This is a genomic window from Arthrobacter sp. G.S.26, assembly GCF_050847375.1.
In the GTDB taxonomy this organism is placed as follows: Bacteria; Actinomycetota; Actinomycetes; order Actinomycetales; family Micrococcaceae; genus Arthrobacter.
The window spans coordinates 3,068,035-3,086,555 of record NZ_CP193752.1 but is presented as its reverse complement, the minus strand read 5'-3'; the positions used below and the strand labels follow the sequence as shown (position 1 = coordinate 3,086,555).

At 69.0% G+C, this 18,521-nt stretch carries 17 protein-coding genes and 2 tRNA genes; 17 read left to right on the top strand and 2 right to left on the bottom strand.

Annotated features, from left to right (window positions below):
• The first annotated feature begins 490 nt into the window (after window positions 1-490).
• The 7 genes from ACRB8A_RS14160 (at window position 491) to ACRB8A_RS14130 (ending at window position 7,124) form a co-directional block, all read left to right on the top strand.
• Complete coding sequence (locus ACRB8A_RS14160) at window positions 491-2,746, top strand: DEAD/DEAH box helicase (protein WP_432244903.1); 2,256 nt, start codon at window positions 491-493, stop codon at window positions 2,744-2,746.
• Window positions 2,747-3,099: 353 nt separating this feature from the next.
• Window positions 3,100-3,171 (top strand) — tRNA-Thr (locus tag ACRB8A_RS14155).
• A 61-nt stretch (window positions 3,172-3,232) separates the two neighbouring features.
• Window positions 3,233-3,306 (top strand) — tRNA-Met (locus ACRB8A_RS14150).
• Window positions 3,307-3,428: 122 nt separating this feature from the next.
• Window positions 3,429-4,214 (top strand): membrane protein insertase YidC, encoded by a 786-nt coding sequence (yidC, locus tag ACRB8A_RS14145; RefSeq protein WP_432244902.1) that lies wholly within the window; start codon window positions 3,429-3,431, stop codon window positions 4,212-4,214.
• A gap of 18 nt (window positions 4,215-4,232) precedes the next feature.
• Window positions 4,233-4,790 carry a dihydrofolate reductase family protein gene (locus tag ACRB8A_RS14140; protein WP_285240623.1) on the top strand — a complete coding sequence of 186 codons (558 nt, stop codon included), beginning with the start codon at window positions 4,233-4,235 and terminating at the stop codon, window positions 4,788-4,790.
• A 15-nt stretch (window positions 4,791-4,805) separates the two neighbouring features.
• Complete coding sequence (locus tag ACRB8A_RS14135) at window positions 4,806-5,462, top strand: SDR family oxidoreductase (RefSeq protein ID WP_050685337.1); 657 nt, start codon at window positions 4,806-4,808, stop codon at window positions 5,460-5,462.
• A gap of 90 nt (window positions 5,463-5,552) precedes the next feature.
• On the top strand, window positions 5,553-7,124 hold the full coding sequence (locus tag ACRB8A_RS14130) for a Na+/H+ antiporter (protein WP_056596919.1): 1,572 nt from the start codon (window positions 5,553-5,555) through the stop codon (window positions 7,122-7,124).
• A 28-nt stretch (window positions 7,125-7,152) separates the two neighbouring features.
• On the opposite strand, the gene ACRB8A_RS14125 is transcribed toward ACRB8A_RS14130, so the two are convergent.
• Window positions 7,153-8,349 (bottom strand): ROK family transcriptional regulator, encoded by a 1,197-nt coding sequence (locus ACRB8A_RS14125; protein ID WP_285240624.1) that lies wholly within the window; start codon window positions 8,347-8,349, stop codon window positions 7,153-7,155.
• A gap of 218 nt (window positions 8,350-8,567) precedes the next feature.
• On the opposite strand from ACRB8A_RS14125, the gene ACRB8A_RS14120 reads away from it, so the two are divergent.
• The 9 genes from ACRB8A_RS14120 to ACRB8A_RS14080 all read left to right on the top strand — a co-directional run bounded on the left by ACRB8A_RS14120 (window position 8,568) and on the right by ACRB8A_RS14080 (window position 16,805).
• Window positions 8,568-10,280 (top strand): glycoside hydrolase family 13 protein, encoded by a 1,713-nt coding sequence (locus tag ACRB8A_RS14120; RefSeq protein ID WP_285240625.1) that lies wholly within the window; start codon window positions 8,568-8,570, stop codon window positions 10,278-10,280.
• A 31-nt stretch (window positions 10,281-10,311) separates the two neighbouring features.
• Window positions 10,312-11,253: an aldo/keto reductase gene (locus ACRB8A_RS14115; protein ID WP_056596924.1), complete on the top strand. Its 942-nt coding sequence runs from the start codon at window positions 10,312-10,314 to the stop codon at window positions 11,251-11,253.
• A 166-nt stretch (window positions 11,254-11,419) separates the two neighbouring features.
• Window positions 11,420-12,283: an HpcH/HpaI aldolase/citrate lyase family protein gene (locus tag ACRB8A_RS14110; RefSeq protein WP_050685332.1), complete on the top strand. Its 864-nt coding sequence runs from the start codon at window positions 11,420-11,422 to the stop codon at window positions 12,281-12,283.
• Window positions 12,283-13,248: a DUF2797 domain-containing protein gene (locus tag ACRB8A_RS14105; RefSeq protein ID WP_432244901.1), complete on the top strand. Its 966-nt coding sequence runs from the start codon at window positions 12,283-12,285 to the stop codon at window positions 13,246-13,248. Before ACRB8A_RS14110 ends, ACRB8A_RS14105 begins: the two co-directional genes overlap by 1 nt.
• Window positions 13,249-13,270: 22 nt before the next feature.
• Window positions 13,271-13,495 (top strand): DUF3188 domain-containing protein, encoded by a 225-nt coding sequence (locus ACRB8A_RS14100; protein WP_432244900.1) that lies wholly within the window; start codon window positions 13,271-13,273, stop codon window positions 13,493-13,495.
• 36 nt (window positions 13,496-13,531) lie between these two features.
• Complete coding sequence (locus tag ACRB8A_RS14095) at window positions 13,532-13,993, top strand: FAS1-like dehydratase domain-containing protein (protein ID WP_432244899.1); 462 nt, start codon at window positions 13,532-13,534, stop codon at window positions 13,991-13,993.
• Between the two features lie 2 nt (window positions 13,994-13,995).
• Complete coding sequence (locus tag ACRB8A_RS14090; RefSeq protein ID WP_050685329.1) at window positions 13,996-14,433, top strand: MaoC family dehydratase; 438 nt, start codon at window positions 13,996-13,998, stop codon at window positions 14,431-14,433.
• A gap of 10 nt (window positions 14,434-14,443) precedes the next feature.
• On the top strand, window positions 14,444-15,715 hold the full coding sequence (locus ACRB8A_RS14085) for an MFS transporter (protein ID WP_056596927.1): 1,272 nt from the start codon (window positions 14,444-14,446) through the stop codon (window positions 15,713-15,715).
• Window positions 15,716-15,737: 22 nt separating this feature from the next.
• Window positions 15,738-16,805, top strand: coding sequence for a UDP-N-acetylmuramate dehydrogenase (locus tag ACRB8A_RS14080; RefSeq protein ID WP_432244898.1), 1,068 nt, complete (start codon window positions 15,738-15,740; stop codon window positions 16,803-16,805).
• Here ACRB8A_RS14080 and ACRB8A_RS14075 read toward each other — a convergent pair.
• Window positions 16,786-17,277: a hypothetical protein gene (locus ACRB8A_RS14075; RefSeq protein WP_432244897.1), complete on the bottom strand. Its 492-nt coding sequence runs from the start codon at window positions 17,275-17,277 to the stop codon at window positions 16,786-16,788. The two genes, ACRB8A_RS14080 and ACRB8A_RS14075, sit on opposite strands and share 20 nt — an antisense overlap.
• Before the next feature lie 69 nt (window positions 17,278-17,346).
• On the opposite strand from ACRB8A_RS14075, the gene ACRB8A_RS14070 reads away from it, so the two are divergent.
• Window positions 17,347-18,483 (top strand): winged helix DNA-binding domain-containing protein, encoded by a 1,137-nt coding sequence (locus ACRB8A_RS14070; protein WP_432244896.1) that lies wholly within the window; start codon window positions 17,347-17,349, stop codon window positions 18,481-18,483.
• Window positions 18,484-18,521: the final 38 nt, after the last annotated feature.

The following is an 18,521-nucleotide window of genomic DNA, read 5'->3' as shown; positions in this document are numbered from 1 at the left end:
TCCACTGCGCGAGATGGCACTTAGCGGCAATGTCCGCGCCGGACATTGCCGCGAAGTGCCATCTCGCGCAGTGAGGCGGGGCGGCGGACTGCACCGGGACCCTGCCGCAGCCGTGTGGCCAAGCTCACCGGCGCCGTCGTGCCCGCTGATTAACATACCTGCGGGTCCGTCCCGTACACTTGAAATATCCCCCACTCCGGAAATCCCTTATTCCTGCCCAATTTTTGAGGCAGGACTGGCAAGTGTTGGGGCCCGCGCAAGCGATGCGGGCATTTTCATAGGGAGAGCCGGCTAAAGAAAACGCTGTACAGACTGCTGGGATAGCAGCCAAGAGATGCAGCGGGAAGTCCTGCCACGGGATTGCGAAAGCGCCGGACTTCCAGTGACCGGCCGGTCAACGTTTGCCCGGCCGCATCGTGTCACACGCACTGCGGCTCCGCTCACCTCGGGTTGTGCCGCCTGGCCCCCTATGGATGAGGAACACTTCCCTATGCCCGAAAATCACAACGAACACGTCGACGCCGCTGCCACCTTCATCGAAGCCGGCGACGCCCCCGCGTTGAACACCCCCGCCGCCGAAGAAGCACCGGCCGCTGAAGAAGCGCCGGCCGCTGAAGAAGCACCCGCCGCTGAAGAAGCACCCGCCGCCGAAGAGGCTCCGGCTGCACAGGCACCCGTCGAAGAAGCGCCGGCTGCTGAAGAAGCGCCGGCCGCTCAGGCTCCCGTCGCCGAAGAGGCCCCCGCCGCCGCCCCGGAAGCCGGCGACGACGAGGACGGCATCAAGTTCGCCGACCTCGGCATCGACGGCCGCGTCCTGGCCGCCCTGCAGGATGTTGGCTACGAGAAGCCCTCACCCATCCAGGCCGCCACCATCCCGCTGCTGCTCGAGGGCCGCGACGTTGTGGGCCTGGCGCAGACCGGTACCGGCAAGACTGCAGCATTCGCAGTGCCGGCCCTGTCCCGCCTTGCTGAACTGCACGACCTGAACGGCCCGTCCCGCAAGACCCAGGCCCTGGTCCTGGCACCCACCCGCGAGCTCGCGCTCCAGGTTGCCGAAGCCTTCACCTCCTACGCCAAGCACATCGACGACTTCACCGTCCTCCCCGTGTACGGCGGCTCGGCCTACGGCCCGCAGCTTGCCGGCCTCCGCCGCGGCGCCCAGGTTGTTGTCGGTACCCCCGGCCGCGTGATCGACCACATCTCCAAGGGTTCCCTGGACCTGTCCGAACTCCAGTACCTGGTGCTGGATGAAGCCGACGAAATGCTCCGCATGGGCTTCGCCGAGGACGTTGAGCAGATCTTCCAGCAGACCCCCTCGGACCGCCAGGTGGCTCTGTTCTCCGCCACCATGCCGAGCCAGATCCGCCGGATGTCCAAGCAGTACCTGAACAACCCGGCCGAGATCTCGGTGAAGTCCAAGACCACCACCGGCGCCAACACCCGCCAGCGGTACCTGCAGGTCATGGGCCCGCACAAGCTCGATGCCCTGACCCGCATCCTCGAGGTTGAAGAGTTCGACGGCGTCATCGCCTTCGTCCGCACCAAGATGGCCACCGAGGACCTCGCCGACAAGCTGAAGGCGCGGGGCTTCCAGGCCGCCGCCATCAACGGTGACATCCCGCAGCAGCAGCGCGAGCGCACCGTTGACGCACTCAAGGAAGGCCGCATCGACATCCTCGTGGCCACCGACGTCGCCGCCCGTGGCCTCGACGTGGAGCGCATCAGCCACGTGGTCAACTACGACATCCCGCACGACACCGAGTCCTACGTGCACCGCATCGGCCGCACGGGCCGTGCAGGCCGCTCCGGCGACGCCATCCTGTTCATGACCCCGCGCGAGAAGTACCTGCTGCGGTCCATTGAAAAGGCCACCCGCCAGCCGGTGGAGCAGATGCACCTGCCCACCGCCGAGACGGTCAACACCCTGCGCCTGGGCAAGTTCGCCGAAAAGATCACCGAAACCCTGGCGTCGCAGGACGTCTCGGCCTTCCGCGACCTGATCTCCTCCTACGAGGAAGAGCACAACGTGCCGGCAGCGGAGATCGCCGCTGCACTGGCCGTTATGGCACAGGGCGGCCAGCCGCTCCTGGTCAAGGAACTGCCCGCAGCTCCCGAGTTCCAGAAGCGAGAACGCGCCAAGGACGGCTTCGGCTCCCGCGGCCCCACCCGCACCCTCACCGAGGGCAACGCCACCTACCGGATCGCCGTGGGACGCCGCCAGCGCGTTATGCCCGGTTCGATCGTTGGCGCCATTGCCAACGAAGGCGGCATCTCCTCCGCACAGATCGGCGGCATCGACATCCGCTCGGACCACTCCCTCGTGGAGCTCCCCGCGGACCTCAGCGCCGACCAGCTGAAGGCACTGTCGCGCACCCGGATCGGCGGCGAGCTGATCCACCTCGAACTGGACAACGGACGTAAGCCGTCCGGCGGCGGCGAGCGAGGCGCGTACCAGGGCAACCGTGGCGGCGACCGCGGCGGTTACTCCGGCGGCGGCAGCGGCGGCGGAAACTTCAAGGGCAACGGCGGGTTCAAAAAGGACTTCCGCAAGAACGACGGCGAGCGCTCCTCCGCTGACCGTGGCGGCCGCACCTACAGCGAGCGTTCCGAGCGGTCCTTCGGTTCCGAGTCCGGCGCCAGCCGCGGCCAGGCCAGCGACTCCCGCTTCGGCGGCCACGGCGACGGTTCACGCAAGCCGCGTGGCGAGGGCGGCCAGCGCGATTTCAACCGCAAGGGCAAGTGGTAAACGCCAGCTAGTCTGACGCTGCCAGGATGGGCCGGCTTTCGAGCCGGCCCATCCTTTTGCGTTAAACCAGGTCTTCAAGCGGCCGACGGCGCCCTGCCGCGCGGGTGCCGGGGCACGGGCACCCGGCGGCTCGGTGTGTGGCTCGCCACATCCCGCGGCCGGATCGCCGCCGTCGGACGTCTTTTGACGGCGCGGCACGTCGGTGCGGGGCGCCACCAGCGGTCCCGAACGCCTGTATTGGCGCGGAAAGCGGGCCCAAGGCAGGCCGCCGGCGCGACTGTTGCGGACCCGGGGGACGGGTCCCGATGCCGATTTGTTGGGAGCTGAAACTTCCGGTAGAGTATTTCTTCGTTGCCCCCCTAGCTCAGTGGTAGAGCGCGTTCTTGGTAAGAACGAGGTCACCGGATCGATTCCGGTGGGGGGCTCTGAATGAGGGCCTGTGTCAAGGCGGTTTTGACCGGCTTGGCGCAGGTTTTTCTCATTCGTGGCGGTGTAGCTCAGTTGGTTAGAGCGCACGACTCATAATCGTGAGGTCGGGAGATCGAGCCTCCCCACCGCTACAGGACAAGACCCCCGGATCCGTCAAGGATGCCGGGGGTTTTTGCTGTCCGGCCGGAGCCGCAGCCGTGACAAGCGCCCGGATCCGCAGTAGCTTGGCAGCAACCGGCGGCGGGGGGACTGGGTGGACTTTGCTGATGCGGTGCTGGCGCCGTTCAGGTGGCTTGTATCCGGCGCGTTGCTGCTTTTTCACGACGGCCTGGCCGCCGTGGGGCTGCCGGCAGAAAGCGGCTGGACGTGGACCCTGGCCATCATCGGTGTGGTGCTGGCGCTCCGGGCGGTTCTGCTTCCCTTGTTCCTGGCCCAGGTCCGGGCGCAGGAGGGGATGCGAGAACTGCAGCCACGGCTGAAAGCCCTCCAGGACGGCTATGCTGGCCGCACGGATCCGGCCTCCCGGCAGGCGCTGGCAAAGGAGCAGATGGCGCTCTACAAGGAGCACAGCACCAATCCGTTTGCGGCGTGCCTGCCGTTGCTGCTCCAGGCGCCCTTCTTCCTGGCAGCATTCCAGGTGCTGTCCGGGATCCCCGTTGCAGCACGCAGCGGGGCAGGACTCGCAGCGCTGGACGCCGCGCGAGTGGTCCAGTTCGATGCCGCCGCCATTTTCGGTGCTCCGCTGTCCGCGTCCCTCCTTCATGGTGGCGGTGCGGCAGGCGCCGTTGCCCTGCTTGCTGTGGGCATGATCGTGGTGATGGCCGCCTGCCAGGTGTTGGCCCAGCGTGCTGTCCTCTCCAGGGCGTTGCCTGGCAGTGCCCTGGATCCGGCCGGGCGGCTGCAACGGCGCCTGCTGTTTGTCCTGCCTCTGGTGTTCGCCGTGGGCGGGGTGTACTTCCCTCTCGGAGTGCTGGTGTACTGGACGGCTTCGAACGCCTGGACCCTGGCCCAGCAGCTGGTGATGGCCCGCAGGGCCTGAGGCGGGCACAATGGGCGCATGGGCCAGCTGATCTACTCCACCATCGCCTCCCTGGACGGCTACACCGCGGACCGGCAGGGCAAGTTCGACTGGGGCGCCCCGGACGCCGAGGTTCACTCCTTCATCAACGACCTTGAGCGGGAGGTGGGGACCTACCTCTTTGGCCGCCGCATGTACGCGGTCATGTCGGTCTGGGAGGACATGGGCGGCCCGGCGGATGCACCCCAGATCCAGGACTACGCCCGGATCTGGCAGGCGGCGGACAAAACCGTGTACTCGGCCACGCTGGACGCCGTGACCACCGCCCGGACCCACCTGGAGCGGGAGTTCCGCCCGGACGACATCCGCAGGCTCAAGGACGCCACGGAGGGGACCATCGGCATCGGCGGGCCCACCCTTGCCGGTGCGGCGCTCTCAGCCGGGCTGGTGGACGAATGCCGGTTCTTCATTGTTCCGGTGGCCGTGGGCGGCGGGCTGCCGTTCCTGCCCGCAGGCCTGGCGGCCTGGTTTGAGCTGCTGGAACAGCGGCGGTTCGCCAGCGGCGTACTTTATCTGCGCTACGCTGTCCGTCCCTGAGGGCAGAATGGGTCAATGACCCGAATCGCAATCATCGGCGGCCACGGCAAAGTGGCCCTCCACCTGTCCACCCTCCTGGCGGCCGAAGGCCACACCGTCACCTCATTCATCCGCAACCCCGACCATGGCGCCGACGTCGAGGCGACGGGCGCAACGCCGTCGGTCCTTGACGTTGAAAACTCGACGACGGCGGACCTCGCCGCCGCGTTCCAGGGCCTTGACGCCGTGGTCTGGTCCGCCGGGGCCGGCGGGGGCAGCCCGGAACGGACCTATGCGGTGGACCGTGATGCCGCCATCCGGTCCATGGACGCGGCGGCGGAGGCCGGCGTCGACCGCTACGTCATGGTGTCCTACCTGGGCGCCGGCAAGGACCACGGCGTCCCCGAAAGCAACAGCTTCTTCGCTTACGCCGAGGCCAAGGCGGACGCTGACGAATACCTGCGCGGCACGGAGCTGGCCTGGACCATCCTGGGCCCCGGCACCCTGACTGAAGGCCCCGGCACCGGCCGGATCGAGGTGGATCCGGATCCCGAGGGCGGCGGCGACACGTCCCGCACCAACGTGGCCATCGTCGCGGCCGCCGTACTGGACCTGCCCGCAACGGCCAAGCGGACCATCAGCTTCCGTGACGGCTCACTGCCCGTGTCCTCGGCGCTGGAGTCGGTGGACTAACCACCGGCGCCCCGGCCCGGCGGATAGGGTGGACGGGGCGGCCGGAGGTTCCACCGCCTGCAGGCAGCCCCGGCTGCAGGAAGTGGGCACATGGGCCAGTTGGCACTTATCATCGGACTTCTGCTGGCCACGGTGCTCGCTGTGGGACTGGGCGACAGGCTGCGACTTCCCTACCCGGTCCTGATGCTCCTGCTCGCCGTGGGGCTGACGTTCATCCCGGGGTTCCCGGACCTGGACATCGCGCCGGAACTGATCCTGCCGATCTTTTTGCCGCCCCTGCTGTTCGCCACCGCCCAGCGAAGTTCGTGGGCCGTTTTCCGGGTCCGCTGGCGGACACTCATCATGATGGCGGTGGCCCTGGTGGTCATCAGCACCGCCGTGGTGGCCGGCGCCGCGTGGCTGATGATCCCGGGCATCGGCATCCCCGCCGCGATCGCCCTGGGCGCCATGGTGGCCCCGCCCGACCCGGTCGCCGTTGAATCCGTGGCCGGCCGGGTCCACATGCCACGCCGGCTCATCACCGTCCTGCAGAGTGAAGGCCTCTTCAACGATGCCGCCGCCATCGTCATCTTCCAGGCCGCCGTGGCTGCTGCCGTGGGCGGCACCCGGATATCGCCCGACGTCGTCCTGCAGTTTGTGATCGGTGCGGCACTTGCGGTGGTGGTGGGCGTCGCCATGGGCTGGCTGATTGCCCTGGTCACCAGGCTGGTGACCTCCATGGTGGCCCGCACCGCCGTCACCCTGGTGGTGCCGTTTGCCGCCTACATCCTCGCGGAGGAGGTGCACGCCTCGGGTGTGATCGCCGTGGTGGTCACGGCCCTGGAGATGCAGCGGCATTCCCGGCCGCAGGACGCCGCTGAGCGGGTCACCCGGACCGCGTTCTGGGACGTGGTGGAACTGCTGGTCACGGGCCTGGCGTTCGGGCTGGTGGGGCTGGAGATCCGGCAGGTCATCCACGCCGAGGGGTCCGCCATCTACGGGATGCTGGGGGTGGCCGCCGTGGTCTGCGTCCTGGTGTTTGCTGCCCGTTTCCTGTGGCTGGCCATCCTGGCCATGGGGGCCCGGAAACGGCAGAACCTGCTGCAACCCACTTCGGCCAAGGAAGTCCTGATCCTCACCTGGTGCGGCATGCGTGGCCTGGCCACCCTGGCACTCGCCCTGGCCCTGCCGCTGACCCTGGCGGACGGGACGCCGTTCCCGGCCCGGGACCACCTGCTGGTGATTGCCTGCGCCGTGCTGCTGGCCACCCTGGTCCTGCCCGGGCTGACGCTGCCGTGGCTGATGCGGGTGCTGAACGCCTCCCAGGACGGATCCGAGGAGCGGGACGCCGCCCGGGTGCTGGCCAAGCGGGCCCAGACGGCCGCCGTCGCTGCCCTGAAGCAGCACGACCTGATGAAGGACCTGCCGCCGGAGAAGGTGGCACTGGTCCGGGAACGGATGAAGCGGCTGCACGCCGAACTGCTGGACGGCAGTTTGCGCAACGAGCCGCTGGCGGACAAACGCGAACGTGGGCGGGAGCTGGCCATCGCCGTGCAGACCATCGCCCTGGACGCGGCCCGGCAGGAAGTGGTGCTGGCCCGGAACGAGCCGGACATGGATCCGGAAGTGGCGGACAGGGTGCTGCGGCAGCTGGACCTGCGCACCATGATCATGCCCGAATAGGACTTGATCGAATGAGGCCCGGGCGGGCTCAGGCTCCGATGTTTGCCGCCAGCTCCAGGTCCAGGGAGTTGGACTCCACATGGTCCAGGGCGCAGCGCACAGCACCCACGGTGACGATCGCGTCGCCCAGCGGCGAGACGGCCACCCGCGGGGGAGTGGCGGTGAATTCCGCCAGCCGCTCCGTGATGGGGGCCAGGAGTACACCGGCCGAGCCGGCCACGGCACCGCCGATGACCACCAGCTCGGGGTTCAGGAATGTGCCCACGGCGCCTACCACCCGGGCCATCCGGTCTGCGATCCGGTCCAGGATTAGTACCGCCACGGCGTCCCCCGCCGCAGCGGCGGCGAAAACCTGCTCCGCGCCGGCATGCCGGCGCAGGCTGGTGCTGGCGCCGGCGGCCAATTCCGCCGCTGCCCAGTCCCTGGCGAGGGCGGCGATGCCGAACGTGTCGCCCACGCCTTCCACCATGTCCAGGAACGCCAGCTCGCCGGCGCCGCCGGACAGGCCGTGCAACAGCCGCCCGCCGTCCACAATGCCGGCGCCCAGCCGCTCGCTGCCCAGGATGACCACCACGTCCTCCACGCCCATGGCTGCCCCGCGCCACCGGTCGCCGAGTGCCGCGAGGTTGGCGTCATTTTCCAGCAGGACCTTCCAGCCGTGCCGGTCGCGCAGGGCGTCGCGGAGCCCGACGTCGAACAATCCCCAGAACCGCTGGCTGAGCAACACCTCACCGTGGCGGTCCACGGGGGCGGCGATGCCGGCGCACACGGCCAAGACCGAGTCCGGGGTGGCGCCCACGGACTCGAGAACCCGCAGGGCGGTGCTGTCAATGACGGCGATGCGTTCCCCGGCGGAGATTTCCGCCCCGGCAAAGGCCGAGGTGGCACGGCCCAGGACGTTACCGCGGAGATCGGCCACCACCACGGTGGCTTTGGAGATACCTACGTCCATGCCCAGCACGCAGCCGGCTTGTTCATCCAGCTCGAAGCGGCGGGCAGGCCGGCCTTTGCGGTAGTCCCCGTGGGCGCGCTGGTTCTCGAGTTCCCGGAGCCAGCCGCGCTGGACCAGCTCGTCGCACACGGAGATGGCCGTGGCCCGGGTCAGGCCGGTGGCGGCCATGATCTCGGTGACGGTCACGGCGGCCGAGGCGCGCATATAACCGAGGACTGCTCCGGAGCTGACGCGCCGCAGCAGCTGGGGCGTCGCCGCTGTGCTGTCCATCATCGTCTTGACCTTCCGATTGCCTGCCCGCCATAATACTTGAACAACTAAATTTAGAATCAAAATAAATCGTTGGCCGCGGGATGGTGCTGACTCTGGCCAGGGCCCGGCCCGCGTCCTTAAGCCGTTTCCCGATGGTTTACAGCCCGCCCGCGGATAGGTACTGTCCGAAGAGACGGCAAAGCCACCACATAACCCCCACTTAAGAAAAGGAACCTCCCTTGCCCACCACCGCCACGCTGGCAACCCTGACCGACTCCGATCGCCTGACTGACGCGAACTGGTGGCGCCAGGCGTCCGTGTACCAGATCTATCCGCGCAGCTTTTCGGATTCGAACGGTGACGGGCTGGGGGACATCAAAGGCATCACGGCCAAGGTTCCCTACCTCAAGGAACTGGGCATCGACGCCGTCTGGCTGAGCCCGTTCTATCCCTCCGCCCTCGCTGACGGCGGCTACGATGTGGACGATTACCGCGATGTGGATCCGAAGCTGGGCACCCTGGCGGACTTCGCCGAAATGTCCGCTGCCCTGCACGGCGCCGGCATCAAGCTGATCGCAGACATCGTCCCCAACCACTCGTCCAACCGGCACGTATGGTTCCAGGAGGCGCTTGCCGCTCCCAAGGGTTCAGCCGCCCGCGACCGCTACATCTTCCGCGACGGGTTGGGCGAAAACGGCGACCTCCCGCCGTCGGACTGGGACTCCGTCTTCGGTGGCCCCGCCTGGGAACGCATCACGGAACCGGACGGCACCCCGGGCCAGTGGTACATGCACATCTTCGCCAAGGAGCAGCCCGACCTGAACTGGTCCAACCGCGAAATCCGGGACGACTTCCTGAAGACCCTCCGGTTCTGGTCTGACCGTGGCGTGGACGGCTTCCGCGTGGACGTGGCGCATGCCCTCACCAAGGACCTGACCGAACCGTTGATCGCCAAGGCGGACCTCTCCGAGGCAAACTCGGGCACGGACGGGTTCCCGGATGGCTCGCACCCGTTCTGGGACCGCGACGAAGTCCATGAGATCTACGCCGAATGGCGTGCGGTGTTCAACGAGTACAACCCGCCGCGCACCGCTGTGGCCGAGGCCTGGGTGCACGCCACCCGCAGGGCCCGCTACGCCAGCCCGGAAGGACTGGGTCAGGCCTTCAACTTCGACCTCCTGCAGGCCGACTTCGACGCCGACGAATACCAGGCGATCATCACGCGGAACCTGGCCGAGGCCGAGGCCACCGGCGCATCCTCCACCTGGGTCTTCTCCAACCACGACGTGGTCCGCCACGCCACCCGCTACGGCCTGCCGCAGGTCTCCAAGGGCAAAGACCACGCCAAGGGCCAGGACGGCAAGGGCTGGCTCCTGGCCGGCGGACCGGAAGCAGACCTGGACATGGCCCTCGGTGAGCGCCGGGCCCGTGCCGCGACCCTGCTGATGCTCGCGCTTCCCGGTTCCGCCTACCTGTACCAGGGGGAGGAACTCGGGCTGCAGGAAGTGGCAGGCATTCCGGACGCCGAGCGCCAGGACCCCACGTTCTTCCGCAACAAGGGTGTGGAGATTGGTCGCGACGGCTGCCGCGTCCCGCTGCCGTGGAAGGTGGAGGGGACCTCCTTCGGCTTCGGTGACGGCGGCGCCCACCTGCCGCAGCCGGACTGGTTCAGCTCCTACGCCGTGGAGGCCCAGGACGGCACCCCCGGCTCCACGCTGGAGCTCTACCGGACCGCCCTGAAGCTCCGCCGCGAACTCCAGGGTGCCGAGGAACTCACCTGGCACAAAACCGGCAACCAGGAGGTGCTGCACTTCAGCCGTCCCGGCGGCTGGCAGTCGGTCACCAACTTCGGGGATACCGCCGTCGACCTTCCCGCCGGTACCGTGCTGGTGGCCAGCGGCCCGCTCGAGGACGGCAAGCTGCCCGCCAACACCACCGCCTGGCTGCGCTGATGCCTGCTGTGCGCCGGCGGCGGGGAGCCTGATGCAGGAACTGATCTACGGCTGCATGGGTCTGGGCGGCAGCTGGTCCGATGACCCGTACGGCCCGGAGCAGGTAGCGGAGGCCTCCGCTGCCGTCCAGGCCGCGCTGGCTGCTGGCATCACGCTGTTCGACCATGCCGACATTTACCGCAACGGCAAGTCCGAGCAGGTGTTCGGCGAGGTCCTGGCCGCCACGCCGGGCCTGCGGGACCGGATCCGGCTGCAGACCAAGTGCGGCATCAGGCTGAACGAACGCGGCCTGGAAACGCACTACGACCTGAGCCGGGACGCCATCCTGGAACGGGTCAACGGCAGCCTGGCCCGGCTGCAGACGGACTACGTCGACGTCCTGCTGCTGCACCGCCCGGATCCGCTGGCGGACCCCGCGGAGGTGGCGGCCGCCGTCGGGCAGTTGATGGCAGAAGGGAAAGTCCGGCACCTGGGGGTGTCCAACATGTCCGGGGCGCAGATCGGTGCGCTGCAGGACCGGCTGGACACCCCGGTGGTGGCCAACCAGCTGGAGCTGAGCCTGCTGGCGCGGGGTTGGCTGGAAAGCCAGGTGCTGGTCAACCATCCGGAGGACCTGGCCTACAGCTTCCCGCGCGGCACGCTGGAATACTGTGCCGCCCACGGCGTGACCCTGCAGGCCTACGGTGCCCTGGCGCGTGGGCTGTACACGGGTGCCGCACCCGCGGATGCCAGCCCGGCGGACCTGGCCACGGCAGCACTCGTGGCGGACCTTGCCGCGGAACTGGACACCACGGGGGAGTCCGTCCTGCTGGGCTGGCTGATGAAGCACCCGGCCGGGATCGCACCCGTGATCGGCACGGTGAACCCGGCCCGGATCCAGGCCTGCGCCGACGCGGCCCGGGTGGCGGCTGCCATGACCCGGGCGCAGTGGTACGGCCTGTGGGTCACTGCGCGGGGCAGCAACATCCCCTGACCCTCCCCAACTGACTCGCACTTGTTGTCGTTTTGACCGCCCATAACGACAACAACTGCGAGTCAGTTGGGTGGCGCGCCGGTCACATTCGGTTTTGTTCGTATTGGTCGGTCCGCGGGCCCATAATGCTTCGCGCAGGGCGCCCCCCGCCAGATACGGTAGAGGCATGACGTCTACCATTTCCACCGAAACCGTAAGGTCCGAACGGAATATCCCCGCTGAAATCGCCCGCTCCTGGCTGCTTGTCAACGCCATGAAGACCGAGCTCTTCGACCAGTCCGCGGTGTCGCGGGCCGACTCGATCATCCTGGATATTGAAGATGCCGTTGACCCTTCGCAGAAGGACCAGGCGCGCGGCCATGTGATCGACTGGCTCACCGGGGGCGGCAAAGCCTGGGTCCGCATCAACGATGCCACCAGCCCGTTCTGGGCCGATGACCTCGCCGGCCTCCGCGGCACCCCCGGACTGCTGGGCGTTATGCTCGCCAAGACCGAATCTGCGGACCAGGTCACCGAAAGCTTCCACCGCATGGACGGCAAGACCCCGGTGATCCCGCTGGTGGAATCCGCCATCGGCATCGAGGAAGCCAACAACATCGCCAAGGCCCAGGGCGCCTTCCGCCTGGCCTTCGGCTCCGGCGACTTCCGCCGCGACACCGGCATGGCAGCCACTGCCGAAGCCATGGCCTACCCCCGCGCCAAACTCGTTGTGGCCAGCCGCGTGGGCAACCTGCCGGGCCCCATCGACGGTCCCACCGTGGGCACCAACCACCCCATCCTGCGCGAGCAGACCGGGATCACCGTGATGATGGGCATGACCGGCAAGCTCTGCCTGGCCATCGACCAGACCCCCGTCATCAACGAAGTCATCAGCCCCACCCCGTCGGACGTCGCCTGGGCCACCGACTTCATGAACGACTTCGAGGCCAACGGCCGCGTCATCCGTGACGGCTCCGACCTGCCCCGCCTGGGCCGCGCCGAAAAGATCATGAAGCTCGCCGTGGCCTTCGGGGTGCAGCCGGCGCTGTAATGCCCTCCACCGCACCTTCCCAAGACCCCGTGGCCCCGTACCTGGTCCACGGGGTCTTTTGGGATGGGCCGCCGGCAACCGGAACAGCGGCCGACGGCGGCACCCCGGTCCTGCGCCTGCAGTCACCGGAGGGGGACTTCCGCAACGTGGGGCTGGCTCCGGGGAGCAGGCTCGGTTTCCGGGTCGCGGCTCCGGGCCTGTTCTGCCTGGGCCACCAGGTGGTCCACTCCGCCGGATCACGCACGCACGTCCGTTGCGCCAAGGCCAGCCCGGCCACCAAGGGCAAACAGTGCGGGCACTGCTTTATGCTGGACGACTCCCGGCTGATCCACGACTTCCACCGCGGCGGCCGGGTCCCGCCCGGGCTGCGGAGCTACCTCATGCAGGAGCACTGGCTGTACGTGGCCACCTTCGCCGGCGGCGCCACCAAAGTGGGCACCGCCTCCGGCCCGCGGAAGTGGAACCGGTTGGCGGAGCAGGGCGCCGTCGCAGCCCGCTACGTAGCCCACACGGCCGATGGCCGGGCCGTCCGCGTCCTGGAGGACCAGGTCACCGCGGACCTGGCCCTCACCCAGCAGATCCGGTCCGCAGCCAAAACCGAAGCGCTGCTCCAGCCGCTGGCCGCGCCGGAGATCGACGCCATCAACGCCCGCCGCGCCGGTGAGGTGCGGACCCTGCTGGCGCGCGCCGCCGTCGAGCCCTACACCCCTGTGGCGGAGCAGTGGATCCGGCCGGCGCAGGCCGCGCCCCTCTGCGCCGCGACGCCCCGGCACGCCTATCCGCACCCCCTGGACGGCGGCGGGCACGGCTTCCGGTTGGCCGGGCTGAGCGGGACCAACGCCCTGGCGCACCTGGCGGGTTCGGACGCCGCTTTTGTGGTGAACCTTGGCAGGCTCGCGGCCCGGACCGTGGTCCTGGGCAGCTTTGCCTCCGAGGTCCCGGCCATCCAGGAACAGCTGTTCTGACAAGGCCCGGTAAACTGGGACGGTGCTGAACGAATTCTGGGCCACGGCGCCCACCTCCTACAAAGTCATGGTCTTCAGCGCGATGGGACTCATCGCCGTCGGCATCGGCCTGAACCTGGTGGGCAACATCAGCGGCAACCAGGGCCTGGCCACCGCGTCCCTGCCGGTGATCGGCCTGGGCCTGGTCCTGCACATCGTGGCCATGGTGGTGCGCGGCCAGTCGATCCGCCGGAACCTGCGCCGCTAACGGTCCTGCCCCCGGGCTGGCGATAGGCTGGAGTCCATGACTATCAATCCGGACCTGCAGGGCCGCAGCTACCCTGCCGCCGAGGTGTACGACGTTGGCCGCGAGAAGATCCGCGAGTTCGCCCGCGCCGTCAAAGCCACCCACCCCGCCCACTTCGACGTTGACGCCGCCACCGCCCTGGGCCACCCGGACCTGGTGGCACCGCCCACGTTCGCCATCATCATCGCCCAGCGTGCCGACGCCCAGCTCATCGAGGACCCGGAAGCCGGCATCGACTTCACGCGCGTGGTCCACGCCGACCAGCGCTTCACGCACCACCGGCCCATCTTCGCCGGTGACCGGCTGGTGGCGGAACTGCACGTGGACGGCGTCCGGGCCATGGGCGGCGGCGCCATGCTGACCACCCGCTCCGAAATCTTCGCCGTGGACGCAGCCGGCGGCCGCGAACAGGTCACCACCACAACATCCTCCATCCTGGTCCGCGGAGAGGGACAGTAACCATGAGCCCCACCTTCAGCGAACTCAGCGCCGGCCAGGAAATCGGCAGCCGCACCCTTGAGGTCAGCCGCACCGACCTGGTCAAATACGCGGGCGCGTCCGGCGACTTCAACCCCATCCACTGGAACGAAGCCTTCGCCACCGGCGTGGAACTGCCCGGCGTGATCGCGCACGGCATGTTCACCATGGGCGCCGTGGTGCAGCTGGTCACCGACTGGGCCGGCGACCCCGCCGCCGTGATGGACTTCCAGACCCGCTTCACCAAGCCCGTGGTGGTCACCGACACCACCGGCACGGCCGACGCCGGCGCCACCATCGAGGTCACCGGCACCATCGGAAAGCTCGACGCCGAGGCCCGCACCGCGCGCGTGGACCTCACCGTCACCGCCGCCGGACAGAAAGTCCTGATGAAGGCCCAGGCCGTCGTCCGGGTTTCCTGAGCCGACGGCTTTGACCACCGCAGCCACCACCACCCAGGTCAGCTCCTGGCGCAACGCCGTTGTTGTGGCGTACGGCGCCAGCGGCCTGGCCTTCGCGTCCTGGGTGTCCCGGCTCCCCGCCATCCGCGACGGCCTGGACCTGACACCCGGCAACATCGGCCTGCTCCTGCTCTGCATGACCCTGGGCTCGTTTGTGTCAGTCTCTGCATCGGGACTGATTGTGCTGAGGCTGGGATCCAAACGCACCATCCGGACAGGCAGCATCATGGTGGGCTGCGGCCTGCTGCTGGCCGGCTTCGGGACCTCCGTGCTGGCCAGCCCCGTGGCTACAGCCGCCGGCCTGGCAGTGATCGGGTTGGGAACAGCCAGCTGGAACACCGCCTCGAACGTGGAGGGGGCCGCCGTCGAACGTGCCCTCGGACGGCACATCATGCCCCGGCTGCACGGTGCGTTCAGCCTGGGCACCGTGGCGGGCGCCGGGTTGGGCGCGTGGGCGGCCGCAATCTCCGTTCCCGTGTTCTGGCACCTGGCCGCAGCCGGCGCGGTGGTGGCCGTTTCGGTGGCGACGGCGGCGTCCTGGTTCCGTGCCGACATTACCCCCGTAGCGGGGGAGCGGACCTATTCGGCGGACAGCTTCGGCGATCCCGCCACAGGGCCCATCCCGGTGCTCGCCCCGGCCGGCCAGCCGGAGCCGGTGGACGCACCGCTGGACAGCAAACGGCAGATCGCCCAGGCCTGGCGGGACCGGCGGACCCTGCTGCTCGGCGTGATGGTGCTGGGGCTGGCGCTGGCCGAAGGTGCCGCCGGCGACTGGGTGGCACTGGCCCTCGCGGACGGCCACCACCAGTCAGACGCGGCCGGTGCAGCCGGGTACGGCCTGTTCGTCACCTTCATGACCATTGGCCGGTTCGCCGGGACGCTGGTCCTTGACCGGTACGGCCGGGTGCCGGTGATGCGCTGGTGCGCCGCGATGGCGGTTCTCGGCCTGGGCCTGTTCGTTTTCGCCCCGGTCCCGTGGGTGGCGTACGTGGCCTTGGCCATCTGGGGCCTCGGTGCGTCGCTGGGCTTCCCGGTGGGAATGTCCGCCGCTGCCGACGACCCCGCCAAGGCCGCCGCCAGGGTCTCCGTGGTGTCCACGATCGGTTACGGGGCTTTCCTGTGCGGCCCGCCGCTGCTTGGCCTGCTGGCCGAACATGTGGGCATCCTGCATTCCCTGCTCGCCGTGATGGTGATGCTGGTGGTCAGCTTTGTGCTCTCACCCGTGGCCCGGAAGGCCGCCTGACTTTCCCTAGTATTGTGGATGGGTGACTCCCACCCTGCTTTCCCAGCTCACCACGGCCGCTGTCGGCGGCCCGGCCGGCACCTTCATTGAAGCCCGCACCGAGGCGGAGATCATCGACGCCGTCCGCACCGCAGATGCCGCCGGCGTCCCGCTGCTGATCATCAGCGGCGGCTCCAACCTCCTCGTGTCCGACGACGGGTTCCCCGGAACCGTCCTCCGGATCGCGTCGGAGGGGTTTACCGTCAACGCCGAGGACTCCTGCGGCGGCGTGGCAGTGGTGGTGCAGGCGGGCCACAACTGGGACGCCCTGGTCCGGCACGCGGTGCTGCACGCCTGGTCCGGGATCGAGGCGCTGGCCGGGATTCCAGGCTCAACGGGCGCGACGCCGGTCCAGAACGTGGGTGCCTACGGCTCGGACGTGTCCCAGACCATCGCCGCCGTGCGCACCTGGGACCGGCAGCGCAACGCCGTGCAGACCTTCACCAGCTCCGAACTCAAGTTCGGTTACCGGGACTCCATCCTCAAGCAGACCACCGTTAACGGCTCGCCCCGCTACGTGGTGCTGACAGTGGAGTTCCAGCTGCCCCTGGGCCGGATGAGCGCCCCCATCCGGTACGCGGAACTGGCCGGTGCGCTGGGTGTGGAACCGGGCAAGCGCGCCTACGCCAACGACGTCCGCCGTGAGGTCCTGCGGCTGCGCGCGTCCAAGGGCATGGTCCTGGACCCGGCCGACCCCGACACCTCCTCCACGGGTTCCTTCTTCACCAACCCCATCGTGTCTGCGGACCTCGCAGCGGCACTGCCGGCCGATGCTCCCCGGTACCCTGCGGGCGAGGGCGGGCTGGTCAAGCTCTCCGCTGCCTGGCTGATCGACCAGGCAGGCTTCGGCAAGGGCTTCGGCCTGGACCCGTCAGGTGTCTCCGGCGGGCGGGCGTCGCTGTCCACCAAGCACACGCTGGCCATCACCAACCGCGGCGCAGCCAGCGCCGCGGACATGGTGGCCGTGGCACGCGAGGTGCGGGCCGGCGTCGAACGCCGTTTTGGTATTGCCCTGCACCCCGAGCCGCTGCTTATCGGCCTGGAACTCTAGCTCCGGCACGCAGTGGTTCCGGCTGGTCCTGCCGGGCGGCGGCCGAGGCGCCGATGATGGCCGTGGCCCAGCCGGCCAGGGCCAGGTAGACGCCCATAAACATCCACACCAGGACGCCGGGGGCCAGGGGATTCACTGTCCCGGCAGCGATGCAGGTGCCCAGGCCGGCCACGGCAACGGCCAGCGAGAGGATCCACAGGAACCTGCCCGTCCGCGGATGCCCCCGCCAGTTGCGGTGGATCCGGACGTTGCAGCGGCTGGCGCTGATGCCGGGGAAAAGCACCGAGTAGCCGCCGCCAAGGCTCAGGGCCATGGAGGGGAGCAGCGCCAGCGGTTCGGACCTGCCGCTGTCCACAAATGCGGTCAGCGAAAGCAGCCCCAGCGCCGTCCCCGCCAGGACGGCCAGCGTCCCGCCCGCCATCCACAGCCGGGTCCGGCGCGCAAGCAAAAGCCACAAACTCCCCAAAGTCATACGTCCAGCCTAACGGTCCGGGTGACGTGCCCCTCGCCGCGTGGTCCGGCGCACCCCTAGGATGGGGCCATGGCAGCAGCGGCGGGGTACCGGCTGGACGGCAGGAAAATGGGCAGGCTGCGGCTCGCCGCCCAGGGCCTGGCCGGTGCGCCCGGCCCGGTGCCCGGCGCGGGCGGGACCGGTTTTGCCTCGGTCCCGGACGCGGTCCGCTGGATGACGGCCATGCAGGCGCAGGACCTGCCGGCGGCCATGTGGGCCGTGGGGGTCCGGGTACCCGGCGCAGGACTGAATGATGTGCGGGCAGCGCTCAACGCCGGCACCGTGGTCCGGTCCTGGCCCATGCGCGGCACCCTGCACCTGGTGCCGCCCGAGGACCTGGGCTGGATGCTGGAGCTCACCGCCGACAAACTGACGCGCAGCATCGCAGCCCGGTTCCGGGAGCTGGACATCACCTGGCCGGATATTGAAAAGTCCCGCGACGCTGCCCTGGCGCGGATCAGCGCGGGTGGGCCGGTCAGCCGCACGGACCTGTTCAAGGAGTTCGAGGCCGCAGGGCAGCCCACGCAGGGCCAGCGGGGGATCCACCTCCTGGGGACGCTGTGCCGGCACGGCTGGCTGGTCCAGGGCCCGCTGGCCGAAAACCAGCAGCTGCTGGTGGCCTTTGACGACTGGATCCCGGTCTCGCGCCGGCTCTCCCGGCCGGAGGCCGTGGCGGAGTTCCTGCTCCGGTACCTGCGCAGCCACGGGCCTGCAACGGTCCGCGACTTTGCCTGGTGGACGCAGATCCCGCTGACGGAAGTCCGGGCAGCGCTGGCAGGAATCCGGAGCCAACTGGTTCCGCTGGAGTTCGGCGGGACGGAGTATTGGCTGTCGCCGGAAACTGCGTCACTGTTGGACAGCGGCATCCCGGGCGGGCGTTCCCTGCTGCTGCTGCCGGGTTTTGACGAGTTCCTGCTGGGGTACCAGGACCGCAGCCTGGTCCTCCCCCCGGAGTACGCGGACCGGATCGTGCCCGGCGGCAACGGGGTGTTCAAAAAGACAGTGGTGGCCGGGGGAGAGGTGATCGGTACGTGGGCGCTGGCAGGTACTGGGCCGGGTGCCGCCGTCGTTCCTGAACTTTTTGACCCCGCCAGGTCCCTCGGTCCGGCAGCGAAGGCGGCCTTGGTGAAGGCTGCCAATCGCTACCGGGACTTCCTGGCAGGCTGACCACTACAGGCGGCTCAAACCCGTTTGAGCGGCCCTGC

Coding starts and splice junctions, on each gene's coding strand:
- ACRB8A_RS14070 (WP_432244896.1), top strand. CDS start 17,347: ATGGCAGCAGCGGCGGGGTACCGGCTGGACGGCAGGAAAATGGGCAGG.
- ACRB8A_RS14135 (WP_050685337.1), top strand. CDS start 4,806: ATGACCCGAATCGCAATCATCGGCGGCCACGGCAAAGTGGCCCTCCAC.
- ACRB8A_RS14115 (WP_056596924.1), top strand. CDS start 10,312: ATGCAGGAACTGATCTACGGCTGCATGGGTCTGGGCGGCAGCTGGTCC.
- ACRB8A_RS14095 (WP_432244899.1), top strand. CDS start 13,532: ATGACTATCAATCCGGACCTGCAGGGCCGCAGCTACCCTGCCGCCGAG.
- ACRB8A_RS14125 (WP_285240624.1), bottom strand. CDS start 8,349: ATGATGGACAGCACAGCGGCGACGCCCCAGCTGCTGCGGCGCGTCAGC.
- ACRB8A_RS14075 (WP_432244897.1), bottom strand. CDS start 17,277: ATGACTTTGGGGAGTTTGTGGCTTTTGCTTGCGCGCCGGACCCGGCTG.
- ACRB8A_RS14110 (WP_050685332.1), top strand. CDS start 11,420: ATGACGTCTACCATTTCCACCGAAACCGTAAGGTCCGAACGGAATATC.
- ACRB8A_RS14090 (WP_050685329.1), top strand. CDS start 13,996: ATGAGCCCCACCTTCAGCGAACTCAGCGCCGGCCAGGAAATCGGCAGC.
- ACRB8A_RS14105 (WP_432244901.1), top strand. CDS start 12,283: ATGCCCTCCACCGCACCTTCCCAAGACCCCGTGGCCCCGTACCTGGTC.
- ACRB8A_RS14140 (WP_285240623.1), top strand. CDS start 4,233: ATGGGCCAGCTGATCTACTCCACCATCGCCTCCCTGGACGGCTACACC.
- ACRB8A_RS14160 (WP_432244903.1), top strand. CDS start 491: ATGCCCGAAAATCACAACGAACACGTCGACGCCGCTGCCACCTTCATC.
- ACRB8A_RS14130 (WP_056596919.1), top strand. CDS start 5,553: ATGGGCCAGTTGGCACTTATCATCGGACTTCTGCTGGCCACGGTGCTC.